This window comes from Solwaraspora sp. WMMA2101 (assembly GCF_049179175.1).
GTDB lineage: Bacteria > Actinomycetota > Actinomycetes > Mycobacteriales > Micromonosporaceae > Micromonospora_E.
This window is the reverse complement of sequence record NZ_JBMHMA010000006.1, coordinates 155609-169584: the sequence shown is the minus strand read 5'-3', so window position 1 is coordinate 169584 and position 13976 is coordinate 155609. Positions and strand designations below refer to the sequence as shown.

General features: G+C 71.1%; 13 protein-coding genes. 8 read left to right on the top strand and 5 right to left on the bottom strand.

What is annotated here, in order from left to right:
* Positions 1 to 32: 32 nt before the first annotated feature.
* Together ACN28F_RS01325 and ACN28F_RS01320 are read right to left on the bottom strand one after the other, a co-directional pair.
* Entirely contained in the window at positions 33 to 956 is a 924-nt protein-coding gene (locus tag ACN28F_RS01325) for a DMT family transporter (RefSeq protein ID WP_289206324.1), read from the bottom strand.
* Between the two features lie 187 nt (positions 957 to 1143).
* A complete protein-coding gene (locus ACN28F_RS01320; RefSeq protein WP_421356842.1) occupies positions 1144 to 1692 on the bottom strand; it encodes a hypothetical protein in 549 nt (182 codons plus the stop codon).
* 156 nt (positions 1693 to 1848) lie between these two features.
* Between ACN28F_RS01320 and ACN28F_RS01315 the strand changes: the two genes are divergently transcribed.
* From ACN28F_RS01315 to ACN28F_RS01305, 3 genes are all read left to right on the top strand, one after another.
* On the top strand, positions 1849 to 2955 hold the full coding sequence (locus ACN28F_RS01315) for a Vms1/Ankzf1 family peptidyl-tRNA hydrolase (protein ID WP_289206322.1): 1107 nt from the start codon (positions 1849 to 1851) through the stop codon (positions 2953 to 2955).
* Between the two features lie 192 nt (positions 2956 to 3147).
* On the top strand, positions 3148 to 4287 hold the full coding sequence (locus ACN28F_RS01310; RefSeq protein ID WP_289206321.1) for a SigB/SigF/SigG family RNA polymerase sigma factor: 1140 nt from the start codon (positions 3148 to 3150) through the stop codon (positions 4285 to 4287).
* Between the two features lie 107 nt (positions 4288 to 4394).
* A complete protein-coding gene (locus ACN28F_RS01305) occupies positions 4395 to 4565 on the top strand; it encodes a hypothetical protein (protein WP_421356841.1) in 171 nt (56 codons plus the stop codon).
* A gap of 54 nt (positions 4566 to 4619) precedes the next feature.
* On the opposite strand, the gene ACN28F_RS01300 is transcribed toward ACN28F_RS01305, so the two are convergent.
* On the bottom strand, positions 4620 to 5627 hold the full coding sequence (locus ACN28F_RS01300; RefSeq protein ID WP_421356840.1) for a glucosyl-3-phosphoglycerate synthase: 1008 nt from the start codon (positions 5625 to 5627) through the stop codon (positions 4620 to 4622).
* A gap of 169 nt (positions 5628 to 5796) precedes the next feature.
* Here ACN28F_RS01300 and secA2 point away from each other — a divergent pair, with 169 nt between their 5' ends.
* The 3 genes from secA2 (at position 5797) to ACN28F_RS01285 (ending at position 9666) form a co-directional block, all read left to right on the top strand.
* Entirely contained in the window at positions 5797 to 8094 is a 2298-nt protein-coding gene (gene secA2, locus ACN28F_RS01295) for an accessory Sec system translocase SecA2 (RefSeq protein WP_289206319.1), read from the top strand.
* Between the two features lie 241 nt (positions 8095 to 8335).
* Positions 8336 to 8983: a GAF and ANTAR domain-containing protein gene (locus tag ACN28F_RS01290; RefSeq protein WP_421361206.1), complete on the top strand. Its 648-nt coding sequence runs from the start codon at positions 8336 to 8338 to the stop codon at positions 8981 to 8983.
* Between the two features lie 143 nt (positions 8984 to 9126).
* Positions 9127 to 9666 (top strand): DUF2231 domain-containing protein, encoded by a 540-nt coding sequence (locus ACN28F_RS01285; RefSeq protein ID WP_289206317.1) that lies wholly within the window; start codon positions 9127 to 9129, stop codon positions 9664 to 9666.
* Here ACN28F_RS01285 and ACN28F_RS01280 read toward each other — a convergent pair.
* A complete protein-coding gene (locus ACN28F_RS01280) occupies positions 9635 to 10315 on the bottom strand; it encodes a DUF305 domain-containing protein (protein WP_289206316.1) in 681 nt (226 codons plus the stop codon). The genes ACN28F_RS01285 and ACN28F_RS01280 overlap by 32 nt on opposite strands.
* Positions 10316 to 10460: 145 nt before the next feature.
* Between ACN28F_RS01280 and ACN28F_RS01275 the strand changes: the two genes are divergently transcribed.
* Positions 10461 to 11963: an LVIVD repeat-containing protein gene (locus ACN28F_RS01275; RefSeq protein WP_421361205.1), complete on the top strand. Its 1503-nt coding sequence runs from the start codon at positions 10461 to 10463 to the stop codon at positions 11961 to 11963.
* 130 nt (positions 11964 to 12093) lie between these two features.
* Here the strand turns inward: ACN28F_RS01275 and ACN28F_RS01270 are convergent, their stop codons facing one another.
* Positions 12094 to 13017, bottom strand: a complete 924-nt coding sequence (locus tag ACN28F_RS01270; protein WP_289206314.1) for an AEC family transporter — start codon at positions 13015 to 13017, stop codon at positions 12094 to 12096.
* Positions 13018 to 13288: 271 nt separating this feature from the next.
* Here ACN28F_RS01270 and ACN28F_RS01265 point away from each other — a divergent pair, with 271 nt between their 5' ends.
* The gene (locus ACN28F_RS01265; RefSeq protein WP_289206313.1) at positions 13289 to 13951 is read left to right on the top strand and encodes a winged helix-turn-helix domain-containing protein; all 663 of its coding nucleotides are present in this window, start codon (positions 13289 to 13291) and stop codon (positions 13949 to 13951) included.
* The last annotated feature ends 25 nt before the right edge of the window (positions 13952 to 13976 follow it).

Genomic DNA, 13976 nt, shown 5'->3' with positions numbered 1-13976 from the left:
GCGGCGACGTGTCCGGGAGCGGGCGGTGGCGGTCAGCGCTGGCACAGCGCCGGGGTACGCGGCGGCTGGTCGTCGGCGACCGGTTCGGCCGGTACCGTCGGCGGCGCCGCCGACGGTACCGACGGCGGCGCGAGCAGCAGGATGCCTGCGCCCGCGGTGGCCCCGGCCGCGAGGAGCAGCGTCATCGCGACCGGCCCGGTGGCGAAGCGTTCCTCGAACAGCACCACCCCGATGATCGCCGAGGCGACCGGGTTGGCCAGGGTGACGGTGGCCAGCGGGGCACCGAGGCCGCTGCCCCGGTAGGCGAGCTGGGACAGCAGTACACCGGCGACCGCCATCGCCGCGATCGCCGGCACGGTGGGTGTGAGCAGGGCCGACGGCCCCCCGTCGGCGTACTCCCGGGTGACCGCGTGGGTCAGCGCCGAGGCGATCGCGAACGCCACGCCGGCGGCAGCGGCGTACATCAGGCTGCGGGGCACCGGCCGCCGGACGAGGATGGTCCCGGCGATCGTTGCGACCAGCACGGCGGCGCTGGTCAGCACGAGGAGGTCGGCATCGCCGGCGTCCATGCCGTCGCCACTGCCGGGAACGGTCAGCACCAGCAGCAGTACGAGGCCGACGACGGTGGCCGTGGCTCCGCCCCACTGCCGCCGGGTGATCCGCTGAGCGCTGACGGCGGCACCGATCGGCAGCGCCAGCACGAGGGTGAGTACACCGAGCGGCTGTACCACCGACAGCGGTCCGTAGGCGAGGGCGGCGACGTGCAGCCCGCCGCCGGCGGCGTTCAGTGCCACCGACAGCCACCAGCGACGTGCCCGCAGCAGGGCGCGCAGGATGTCCCGCCACGGGGTCTGTGCGCCGAGGCGCACCGCGAGCCGTTCCTGGGCGATGGCGCCGAGCGCGTAGGCGCCGGCTGAGGCGACGGCGAACGCCACGGAGATCAGCAGCGCGGTCACGGTCCGGCCTGTCGGCGCGGCGGGCGGGTCATGGATCCATGATCCCGTACGGCGGCTGCGGTGGCCTCGGTCCGTCGGCTCGACGTCGTATCCGTCTCACGCAGTACTCCTGGCTGTCGGGTCCTCCGTCAGGTGGAGGGGCGCACCCGGTGGATCACCTAGGTGGTCGGGGCCGGGTCGGGCCGGCTCACCGCAGGGCCAGGACGACGCCGGCGATCGCGGCGACGACGAGTACCCCGAGGAACGCCTGGAACAACAGCGCGGGACCGAGATGTGACCAGACCGTCGGCGTCCTCGGCGTCAGGAACTGGCCGGTGGTCAGGTTGACGATCCGTTCGACCCGGGGCGGCAGTTCGGGGTCCTTCTGCCGGCGGACCGTCACCTGGACGTGGTCGCTGGGGTCCAGTGCGCTCTGCGGTACGTGTCCGTGGATCTCCATTTCGCACAGGACGCCGCTGGTGTCGCGGATGTGCAGCGGCGTGACCAGGAACTCGGGTCCGGTCCGTAGCTGCTTCCACTTGCGGCGGGCGGCGGTGGAGCCGCTGCCGGCCAGTCGCAGTGTCGCCAGGGCGGCGCCGAGGACCCGGGGGATGCCGGCCGCCGCGAGGACGCCGATCAGGATCGGCTGGCCGACTTTGATCGGTCGCGAGTAGCCGCCCTCCAGGCGGACCACGTGCCCGGTGATGATCGGTCCGGGCCGGTGTGCGGCCCGCTCAGGAAAGAGCTCGGGATCCATGTGACACCACCCAAAGTCGCCAACTATTCACAGATTGTATCGATTGTTGAAAGTGAATGCCGTGAATGAATGATGCTCATGGGGTGATTGAGGCTTGATTTGCGGTGATTTGTACGACCAGCTGGGTATGTCGGCCCGGAGAGGAGGGGGTGCGTCATGGACCTGTCGTTTCTGCAACCGCTGTACTCCCGGCCGGGCCCCTGGGCCTCGGTCTACCTGGACGCGTCACGCGACACCGAGGACGCGGTGGAGGCGCTCGAACTGCGCTGGCGGGCGCTGCGACAGCAGCTCGAACAGCAGGGGGCGGATCAGTTGTCGGTCGCCGCGCTCGGCCACGCGGTGCTGCGCCACGTTCCCCGCGCCGGCGAGTACGGCCTGGCGTTGAGCGCCACGGACGGCGAGGTGGTCCTGCAGAACTACCTGCCTGCGCCGCCACGTCACGATCTGGCCGTCGTGGGACCGCTGCCCCACGCGATGCCGCTGGTGGCCCAGCGCGGCGAGGAGATCAGCTGGCTGCGGGTGCTGGTCAGCCGGACCGGTGCCGACATCGACGCGGTCAGCGCCGGCGGCCTGCCCCGGCAGGCGAATGTCACCGGTCCGGCCAGCCACCCGATCCGCAAGGTCAACCCGGGGGCGTGGTCACAGGCGCGGTTCCAGCGGGCGGCCGAGGTCAGTTGGCAGCGCAACGCCGGGCACAGCGCGGCCGCCACCGCGGCCCTCGCCGACCAGGTGGGAGCAGAGGTCCTGGTCGTGGCCGGAGACCCGCAGGCCCGCGAGCTGCTGATCAGCGAGCTGCCGCGACGCTGGCAGTCGCGGACGGTGCAGACCGACGTCGGTTCGCGCGCCGTGGGGGCGGACCCGGAGCCGCTGACCGAGGTCACCATCCAGGCGATCGCCGAGGTCGCGGCCGCACACACCGGTCAGGCCCTGGACCGGTACGGCGCCCAGCGGGGCCGTGGCGACGGGATCGGTGCCGTGGTCGACGCCCTGCAGCGGGCGCAGGTCGACACCCTGCTGCTGGTCGACGATCCGTCGTCGACGCAGCGGCTGTGGATCGGGCCGGAGCCGACCCACATCGCACTGGATCCGGACGAGTTGACCGCCATGTCGGTGGCCGCGCCGCGCGAGGTGCGCGCCGATGCGGCGTTGCTGCGGGCGTTGGCCGGCACCGACGCGGACCTGGTGCTGGTAGGCCCGGGAGAGGCTGACCTGGACGGCGGCGTCGGTGCGGTGCTGCGCTATCTGGATCCGGCGACCGGATGAGACGCGGCACCGGTGCGACGACCGGGTGGGCGTGGAATTTTCGCGCCAGTTACCGCCTATGGATTGGGTGGCCCCGTCACTGGCAGTAAGGTCCGGCATAGGGATCGGTGTTCCGGCGAGGGGGGCCTGGTCGGTGACCGAGCCCGGATACCGGAACGTGCAGCTCAGAGCCGGATCACCGGGAGGGGCGGAATGTCCGGACAACGACGTACCGCGACTCGTTCGGAACACGCACTGGAAGATCTGGACGGGGCCGCGCTGTCCTATGCGGCCCGTTTCGCGGAGCAGTCCGAAGGCCGGCGACGGGACCACCTGCGGGAGGAACTGGTCCAGTTGGCGTTGCCGTTCGCCGGCCGGCTCGCCCGTCGCTACCGTGGCCGCGGTGAGCCGTTGGAGGACCTGGAGCAGGTGGCGCGGCTCGGCCTGGTCAAGGCGGTGGACCGTTACGACCCCGAACGCGGGTCCTTCACCGCCTACGCCGCCGTCACCATCACCGGCGAGATCAAACGTCACTTCCGTGACCGCACCTGGGGGGTACACGTACCCCGGCGGTTGCAGGACCTGACGATCGAGGTCAGCCAGGCCACCGCCGTCCTGACCAGTGAGCTGTCCCGGTCGCCGACGGTGGCGGAGCTGGCGGCCCGGCTGGAGACCTCCGAGGAGGACATCCTGGCCGCACTCGAGTCGGCCGCCGGCTACACCCCGGCCTCGCTCAACGGGCCGGTCGGTGACGACGGCCCGGCCGAGCTCGGCGACATGTTCGGTGCGCTCGACGCCGACCTGGAATCGGTCGACGACCGGCTCACCGTGAGCGGACTGCTGTACCGGCTGCCCGCCCGGGAACGCCGGATCCTCGCGATGCGGTTCTACGGCAACTACACCCAGTCCGACATCGCCGCGGAGTTCGGCATCTCCCAGATGCATGTCTCCCGGCTGTTGTCGCGCACCCTGACCTGGCTACGCCAGGCGATGCTCACCGACACCCCGCCGAGGTGGGAGTCCACCGGCGCCCCGCCGGAGCCGCCGGACGCGGTGACGGTATCGGTGGACCGGGCCGACGGCCGGGTCCAGGTCGGCATCCGGGGCGAACTGGACCGGTCGGCCGCCGAGCGGATCCGCTGCGCACTCGTCGACGTGGTCTGTGCCGCCGGCACCGACGAGGTGCTCGTCGACCTCGACGGAGTCGGCTTCATCGACGCCGCCGGCATCGCGGCGCTGCTGGCCAGCCACGAAGCCGCCCGCCGGGCCGCCGTCCGGTTGCGGATCACCGACCCGCAGCCGTACGTGCGGCGCAGCCTGGTCGTGGCCGGATTGGCACCGTTGTTCACCTGACCCGTACCCGCCGTTCACCTGACCCGGATCCGCCGGTGACCCCGATCGGGGGACAGCCGGGTCGCACCGGCGGTGCGCAGACAGCACCTTCCGTAACGTGCGCAGGCGTGAAGCAACGTGGACATCGCATGATGGCAGCGGTCGTCGCCGGCGCGGCGACGTTCGCCTTCGGAATCTCCGGCGCCGGGGAGGACACCTCGAACTCCGGGGCGATCGCCCTGATCGGCGTGGTGGTGGGCCTGGTGGTCTTCAGCGCCACCAAACCCAGCAAGAACTAGCGCGGGCCGCGGGCGGGGCCGCCGGTCCGTCGGCGGCCGGTGGTCGGTGCCGGTTCAGCCGGCGGCCACGGCGAGCGCGTTGCGGTGCCGACCCAGCGGCGGACGCTCCTGTACGGACACGTCGCTGACCACGATTTCGCGTTCCAGGCTGCTCAGCGCCACCGCGTCGCCGCGCCGGAACTGGGTGAGCAGACTGCCCGGTGGACGCTGCGAGATCACCCAGCCCTTGCGGTAGAGCCGGGACCACGCGGTCAGCAGGATCTGGGCCGACATCCGCCCCAGCGCCTCGGTGCTCTGGTGACGGTGCCGGCGTTCACCGAGGTCGACCTGGGCGAGGGCGTCCAGGCCGCAGACGTCGAGCAGGTCGATGAGCATGGCGGTCTCCACGCCGTACCCGGAGACGAACGGAATCTGCTCCAGCACGGCGCGTCGGGCGGCGTACTCGCCGGCGAGCGGCTGCACGAAGCCGGCCAGGTCCGGCCAGAAGAGGTTGAACAACGGCCGGGCCATGATCTCGGTGACCCGCCCACCGGCGTCGGCCTCGACGTCGCTCGACCGGACCAGCGGTCGGTGGTAGAAGCCCTTGACGAAGCTCACCGAGTCGTCGGTGAGCAGCGGCCCGAGCAGGCCGGTGACGAACGCCGGCTGGAACTCCCGCAGGTCGGCGTCGACGAACGCGACGAGGTCGCCGTCGCTGGCGGCCAGCCCGGCCCACAGCGCGTCGCCCTTGCCCTCCAGCCGGGGCAGTCCCCGGGTCATCTCGTCCTGACCCACCACCCGGGCACCGGCGGCGGTGGCCACCGCCGCGGTCGCGTCGTGCGAGCGTGAGTCGACCACCACCACGTCGTCGACCAACGGCACCCGGTCGACCAGATGGTCGCGGATCGACCCTACGATCGCGCCGACCGTGGCCTCTTCGTTGCGGGCCGGCAGGACCACGCTCACCCGCCGCCCCTGTTTGGCCATGGCCAGCTCCCAGGGGGTCCAGCGGCCGGCGGACGCGGTCCGGCGGGCCGCCCAGTCCTCGACCGTGGCAGTGATGCCTGTTCGTGCGTCAACCATGATCCACCCCCTGACGACGATCACGACTGTGGGTGGGCTACCCGTGCGCCGACCAGGTATGCCTTGGGGGGTCGGGCCGGTGCGCCGACCGGGCCGCCGCGTCCCGGGTCGCCGTGTCCGGGCCGGGCGGGGCGTCGCATCGCGCACGGGTCGCGTAGCGTTGACCGACATGGGTGTGTCGCAGCGTCTGAAGAGTCGGTTCCGGCGTTTCCTCCAGCGGCCGGGAAGTACGGTCGACCTGGCCCCGTTGGCGAAGTTGCTCCCCGCGATCGCCGACCGGGAGGAGGATCTGAAGGCGCTGGAGGACACCGCGCTGACCGAGGCGGCCGGTCGGGCCAAGGAGTTCGCCGAGATTTGCGCGATCGGCCGGGAGGCCGCGCGGCGGGCGATCGGCGAGCGCCCCTTCGACGAGCAGCTGCTGGGCGCGATGTCGCTGCTCGCCGGCAAGGTGGCGGAGATGGCCACCGGTGAGGGCAAGACCCTGACCGCCACGATCGCCGCGTACGGCCACGTCCGGCGCGGCAACGGCCCGGTGCACGTGCTCACGGTCAACGACTACCTGGCGCGTCGGGACGCCGAGTGGATGGCCCCGGTGTACGAGCTGCTCGGGCTCTCCGTCGGCTGGGTCACCGAGAGCAGCACCCCGCAGCAGCGCCGGCAGGCGTACCAGCGGGACGTGACCTACGTGTCGGTGAGCGAAGCCGGCTTCGACTTCCTGCGCGACCAGTTGGTCACCGACATCGCCGACCGGGTCCAGCCGTCGCTGTCCACCGCGATCGTCGACGAGGCCGACTCCATCCTGATCGACGAGGCCCGGGTGCCGATGGTGCTCGCCGGTGCCGTCACCAGTGAGCAGGATCCGGTGCACACCGCGGCGGCCCTGGTGCGCGGGTTGCGGGCAGACCGCGACTACGAGGTCGCCGAGGACGGCCGTAGCGTGGCGTTCACCTCGGCCGGTCTGGCCGCGGTCGAGGCCAAGCTCGAAGGCATCGACCTGTACGCCGACGACAACGTCGAGCAGTTGTCCGCCGTGCACGTGGCCCTGCACGCCCACGCGCTGCTCAAACGCGACGTCGACTACATCGTGCGCGACGGTGTGGTGGAGTTGGTCGACGAGATGCGCGGCCGGGTGGCGCAGCGCCGCCGGTGGCCCGACGGGCTGCAAGCCGCGGTCGAGGCCAAGGAAGGGCTGGCCGCGACCGCCGAGGGCGAGGTGCTCGGCACCACCACCGTGCAGGCGTTCGTGGCGATGTACCGCACGCTGTGCGGCATGACGGCGACGGCGGTGCTCGTCGGTGACCAGCTGCGGGAGTTCTTCAAGCTCGAGGTGGCGGTGATCCCGCCGCACACGCCGTGCGTGCGGGTCGACGAGCCGGACCGGATCTACGCCACCCGCGCGGAGAAGGACGAGGCGCTGGTCGCGGAGATCAGCTCGGCGCACGCGTCCGGCCGACCGGTGCTGGTCGGCACCCTCGATGTCAAGGAGTCGGAGTCGCTGGCGGCGGCGCTCGGCGAGGCCGGGGTGCGGTGCGTGGTGCTCAACGCCAAGAACGACGACGAGGAAGCGGCGATCATCGCCGAGGCGGGCGCGCTCGGCGCGGTGACGGTCTCCACCCAGATGGCCGGGCGTGGTGTGGACATCCGGCTCGGTGGCAGCGACCAGGCCGACCGCGACCAGGTCGCCGAGCTGGGTGGGTTGTACGTGATCGGCAGCGGCCGGCACGACAGCCGCCGGGTCGACAACCAGCTGCGGGGCCGGGCGGGTCGTCAGGGTGACCCCGGAGGCTCGGTCTTCTTCGTCAGTCTGGAGGACGACCTGGTCGTCCGGCACGCCCCGGACGCGATCCCGCCGTCGCCTCGGATGACCGCAGACGGCATCGTGCAGGACGAGCAGGTGGACTTCGCCATCGAACACGCCCAGCGCATCGCCGAGGGCGTCGACTACGAGATCCACCGCAACACCTGGCGCTACAGCGTCGTCATCGAGCAGCAACGCAAGGCGCTCGCCGAGCGGCGTGAGCGGCTGCTCACCAGTGAGGTCGCCGCTCTGATGCTGATGGAGCGGTTCCCGCAACGGTGCGCGGACATGGACGAGGACCTGTTGTCGCGGGCGGCGCGCGCGATCGCCCTGTACCACCTCGACCGGCTCTGGGCCGAGCACCTCGCCGAACTGTCCGAGGTACGCGAGGGCGTGCACCTGCGGGCACTCGGCCGGCTCGATCCGCTCGACGAGTTCCACCGGGCCGCCGTACCGGCCTTCAACCAGCTGATTCCCGAAATCGAGGCACGCACGGTGGCCACGTTCGAGGAGACGGAGTTCGACGAGGACTGGCAGCCTGACGAGGCGCAGCTGGTGCGGCCGAGCGCGACCTGGACCTACCTGGTGCACGACAACCCGTTCGGCTCGGAACTCGACCGGTTGATCTCCTCGGTCGGTCGCCGACTCGGCGGTGCCCGACGAGGCTGAGTCGGCCGAAGTGCCGGTGCCGGCCGCACGTCGCCGGTACCCTCGCTCGAGGTGTGCCCGGCGGTGGTACCGCTACCGTCCGGCCGCCGCCGACGACGACGGGAGTGACGATGAGCAAGCGGGCCGGTGCGGCAGGTCCGGTCTGGCCGGTACGGGCGCGGTGAGCCGACCGGAGCAGGTCGACCACGGCCGGCTGGCGGTGCTGGAGACCGCAGCTGTGCTGCGCGAACTCACCGCCGGGATGATCCGCTGCGACGATTTCGACCAGGCGTTGGCGCATCTGGCCCGGACCACCCGGTTCGCGCTGCCCGGTGTGACGTACGCCAGCGTCTGTTTCCTGCGTGCCGGGCAGCCCGCCTCGGTGGCCGCCTCCGACCCGTTGATCAAGGACCTCGACGAGTTGCAGTACAGCGCGGACGGACCAGCGATGAGCGCGATCCGTGGCCGGGAGATCGTGCTCGCCGCCACGCTGACCGGGACCACCCGGTGGCCGCGGTGGCGGTCGGCGGCGCTTGACCGTGGCATCCAGGGCGTGCTCTGTGCCCCGGTGGACGTCGACGACGAGGTGATCGGCTCGATCAACCTGTACGCCGACCGGCCCGGCGCGATATCCGACGATGAGCAGTTGACCGCGTTGCTGCTCGCCGAACACGCGGGGCTGCTGCTGGCGGCGGTACGGCACCGCAGCCGCGTCGAGGCCGACCCGGCCGGTACCGGGTGGGACGGCACCGACCTGATCGGTCCGGCGATCGGCATCGTGATGACCCAGCGGCGGTGCCGGGCCGGGGAGGCGTTGGCGGTGCTGCGGGACGCCGCCCAGGCAACCGCGATGCCGTTGCCGCAGGTCGCTGAGCGGCTGGTTGCCTCGGTGCTGCGCGCCGAGGGCTGAGCGGCTGGTTGCCTCGGTGCTGCGCGCCGAGGGCTGAGCGGCTGGTTGCCTCGGTGCCGCGCGCCCGGTGGCGGCACCGTTCGTCCACGGTGATACTCGGGTAGGGGCGTGACGCGTGCAGCGTGACCAGGGAGGCGGCAACGATGCGGGGCAGACTGCGGGCGGGCACTGGACCTGTCCAGCCGATGCTGGTCACGCTGCCGCTCGGACTGTTCGTCTGCGCCACCCTGTTCGACGTCTCGGTGCTCGCCGGTGCTCCCGGTCTGTTCGGCGAGGTCGGCTACGCGACGGTGGTCGCCGGTCTGGCCGCCATCGGGCTGACTCTCACCGTCGGCCTGGTCGACCTCTGGGAAGAACCACCAGGCCGGACCCGCGGCGCCCTGGTCCGGTTCAACCTGGTCACCGGCGCGATGGGGTCGGTCTTCCTGATCGCCTGCCTGATCCGAGCCTCCGGCGCGGGCCAGGTGGCGGGAGCCGCGCTGGTGGTCGTCGAACTGGTCGGGCTGGCGGTCGGTGCCGTCGGCCTGCGCTACGGCACGGACCTGCTGCGTCACGCTGCCGACGTCGCCGTAGGCGAGCCGCCGTCCCGCGCCGGGGATCGGATCGTCCGCCAGCGGACGAGCGTCCACCCGCAGTCGAACCCGTCGCCGCTCAGCCGTCGACCAGGTCGCGCATCCGGGTGATCTCCGCAGCCTGTTCGGCGGCGATGGCCGTGGCCAACTCCTCGACAGCAAGATCGGTGCCACCGGTGAGAACCCGGTGGGACATCTCGACCGCGCCCTCATGGTGGTCGGTCATCATCGTGACGAACAGCCGGTCGAAGGCGGTGCCACGGGCCGCCGCGAGGTCCCGGATCGCCGCCTCGGTCTGCATGCCCGGCATCGTGGCGTGGTCGTGGTCGCCATCCGGTAGCCCGCGAACCTGCAACCAGCCCTTCAGGACGTCGATCTCCGCGGCCTGACCGGACCGGATCCGGTCGGCGAAGGCGCGTACCCCTGGGTCCTCCGTCCGGGTCTGCGCGAGCGCGGCCATCTGCACGGCCTGCGTGTGGTGCGGAATCATCATCTGGACGTACCAGGTGTCCACCGTGTTGTACTGCGGCGGGTCGACCACGATGGCGGTCCCCGGCCGGATCTCGGACTCCTCACCGGGGCGTCCCGGAACGATCACCGGTGGAGCGGTGCCGGTCGTCGGCGGCACGCTCGCCACCGTGGAGCTCGTGCCGTCGCCGGGAGAGCCGACCGACCGCACGACGGCGACCAGCACGACAGCACCGGCGACGAGGGCGACGGCCAGCAGCGTGGAGCGTCGGTGGAGCGTCGGTCGCGGCATCAGTCCTCCTTGCCGGCGCCGGCGGGAATGCGGCGATGCTATCCGGACGGTCCGCACCATCGATGTGATGCCTATCACATCGATGGCGGGAACTCGGCGGTATCGTCGCCTCATCATCAATCCCTTTCGAAGGGTGCCGCACATGATCACACGCTCCCCACGAGGGCCGCGGCAACTGCGGGTCGTTGCGGTGACGGCGATCGCCGTCCTGCTCGGCAGTACCGCGATGGCATCCCCTGGTCGGGCCACGACACCATTCGACAGCGACTGCGCCGACACCACCGACGCACTGGCGGTCGAGCTCTGCCTCGCCCGGGCCGCGACGGCCACAACGGACGATCCGGGTCTCGGAGTGGACGAGATCGACAGCAGCCCGAACCTGCGTCAGATCGCCAACCTGCCGAAGCCCGCGCCGTTCGACACGGAGTCGGCCCTCAACTCCGACCTGGCGTTCCAGGGCCGGTACGCCTTCGTCGGCAACTACAACGGCTTCGTCATCTACGACATCTTCAACCCCCGCAAGCCCCGGCTGGTCTCGCAGGTGCTCTGCGTGGGCGCCCAGAACGACATCTCCGTCCACGGTGACCTGCTGTTCCTGTCGACCGACTCGTCCCGTAGCGACGACTCCTGCGCCAGCACCTCCCAGTCCGCAGGGATCAAGGAGTCCTGGGAGGGCATCAAGATCTTCGACATCCGGGACAAGAGCAACCCGCGGTACATCAAGTCGGTCGAGACCAACTGCGGCTCGCACACCCACACCCTGGTGCCGGGCAAGGACCGCCGTACCGTGTACCTCTACGTTTCCTCGTACAGCCCGTCGGCGAGCTTCCCCGACTGCCAGCCGCCGCATGACCTGATCTCGATCGTCAAGGTGCCGGTGAAGAAGCCGACCGACGCCGCGCTGGTCGCCACGCCGGTGCTGTTCCCCGAGGGCGGTAACCCCGGCGGCAATGGCAGCTCCACGACCAGCGGCTGCCACGACATCACGGCCTATCCACAGAAGGACCTCGCGGCTGGGGCCTGCATGGGCGACGGTGTCCTGCTGGACATCGCCGACCGGGAGGCGCCCCGGGTGATCCACCAGGTGAGGGACACGACGAACTTCGCCTTCTGGCACTCGGCGACGTTCAACAACTCGGGCACCAAGGTGGTCTTCACCGATGAGCTCGGTGGCGGTGGCGCTGCGACCTGCAACCCGACCATCGGCCTCGAGCGAGGCGCGAACGCGGTGTACGACATCACCGGCAAGGGTGCGTCGCGTACGTTGGTCTTCCGCAGTTACTTCAAGATTCCCCGGACGAACGGGCCCACCGAGAACTGCGTGGCACACAACGGCTCGCTGATTCCGGTGCTCGGCCGCGACATCATGGTCCAGGCCTGGTATCAGGGCGGCGTCTCGGTCTGGGACTTCACCGACTCGGCCCGCCCGGTCGAGATCGCCTACTGGGAGCGTGGTCCGGTCTCCGACACCCGGATGGTCACCGGTGGGCCGTGGTCCACCTACTACTACAACGGCTACATCTACTCCAGCGACATCCAGAAGGGTCTGGACGTGCTGGAGATCCGGGACTGGCGGACCGCCAGCGCGAAGCTGGTCCGGCTGCCCGAGCTGAACGTGCAGACGCAGTCCTGGTACCTGAGCTGGTGACATCTGCCGCTGGCCGGTAGCTCGCACGCAGGTCCGACGCACCGCCCACCGTGGCGGTGCGTCGGCCGTCGGCTCGTGTCACCCCGGCGGGGACCGCCGCTCCGTCCGGACCGGCGGGGCGGGAAGTGGATCAACCGAGCCAGGCGGCGATCAACGGCAGGGTGACGGCGGTGGCGACGGTGGACAGCACGATGGTGTCGCGGGCCAGTCGCTCAGCGCGCTGGTACTGGCTGGCGAAGATGAAGACGTTCTGGGCGGTCGGCAGTGCGGCCGTCACCACTGCGCTGATCAGTGCCGGCCCGGTCAGGCCGAGGGCGTACCGGCCGATCAGGTAGGCGGCGATCGGCTGCCCGACGACCTTGAGCGCCACCGCCGTGGCGCGCTGACCGGCCTGCGGTCCTGCCGCCAGTGGCCGGGCGCCCGGCAGCGACATGCCCAGCGCCAGCAGGGCCAACGGCACCGCCGCCGCCCCGAGCAGCTCGAATGGACGCAGGAGTTCCATCGGTGGGCGTACGCCAGCGACCGCCACGGCGAGCCCTGCGGCGGAGGCGATCATGATCGGGTTGCGGGTGGGCAGTGACAGTAGCCGGCCGAGCGAGGGCCGCCGGTCGCCGGTGCTGACGTCCAGGACGGCGATGGCGGCGGGGGCGGCGACGAGGACCTGGAACAGCAGGATCGGGGCGACCGCCGACACGTCGCCGAGGACGTAGACGGCGACCGGGATGCCGAGGTTGGCGGCGTTGACGTACGAGGCTCCCAGCGTGCCGACCGCGACGTCACCTGCCGGGTGCCGCCACCACAAGCCGGCTACTGCCAGGTAGCCGAGGGCGACGGCCGCGGTGCTGAGCAGGTAGGCGGCGAAGGCCCCGGTGAAGACCTCCGCCGGGCGAGTGGTCGACAACGTGGTGAACAGCAGCGCTGGCGTGGCGACGTAGAAGGCCAGTCGGGCGAGCACCGTGGTCGCGTCGGATCCCAGCAGTCCGTACCGGCTGATCAGATAGCCGATCGCGGTGACCGACCAGATCGCGGCGAATCCGGCGAGGATGGCGCGCATGTGATCATCTTGCCGGGTCGCCACTAGCATCGAGGGCGGGTATTCAGAGCGAGCAATCGATTACGTTACGTTTGTCAATCATCACATTTCCACAACGCCATCGGGTATTGACCGGCACGTCCCCGGGCGGCAGCATCGGGACGTACGAGGCTCACGACACATCACTGTCTGCTGTGTCCGGTGTCGGTCGTCCTGAGACGACTGGTGACTGTTTCGTACGGATCCCAGACGGTGGCGGGACTTCCCTCCCGGCCCGGTACCTAGGAGGACCATGTCGGTCAGCCCCGCCTCGCCCCGCGCCGGCTGGTCCGGTCCACCACCCGCGGGAGCAGCCCGGCCGCCGGCCGCCCCGCGCCGGGGCGCCGGTCCGGCGACGGCCACCGTCACGGTCACCGTCTCCATTCCCCTGCTGGCTGGTGAGGAGGCGCTGTCCCCGTCCACGCGCCGGCTGCTCGACGCCGCACGTGAGCTGGTGGAACGTGGCGAAGCGACGGTCGAGGTGCCGACCGCCGGCCTGCACCGGGTGGTGCCGGCGGGACCGGGATCGGCGGTCGGGTCCACCGAGCCGGAGCCCACCCCGGCCGCCGGCGGTCGGTCGGTCGACCGGGCCGGTCGGTCCGCCACGGCCACCGCCGCCGCGCTGCATGTGATGGTCGCCTCCCGGACCGTTCTGCTCGACGGGGAGCCGCTGCCGCTGACCCGCCTCGAGTTCGACCTGCTCCTGCACCTGGTGGAGAATCCGCGCCGAGTGTTCACCAGACTGCAGTTGCTGGCCGCCGTCTGGGGGTACGAACACACCGGGGTGCGCACCGTCGACGTGCACATCCGTCGGCTGCGGGTCAAGGTCGGTGAGTCGCCGATCATCACCACCGTCTACGGGGTGGGCTACCGGCTCTCCGACGACGTGCGAATCACCGTCGACCCGGCTGGCTGACCTGCCCTCGCGACCAGGTTTGCCC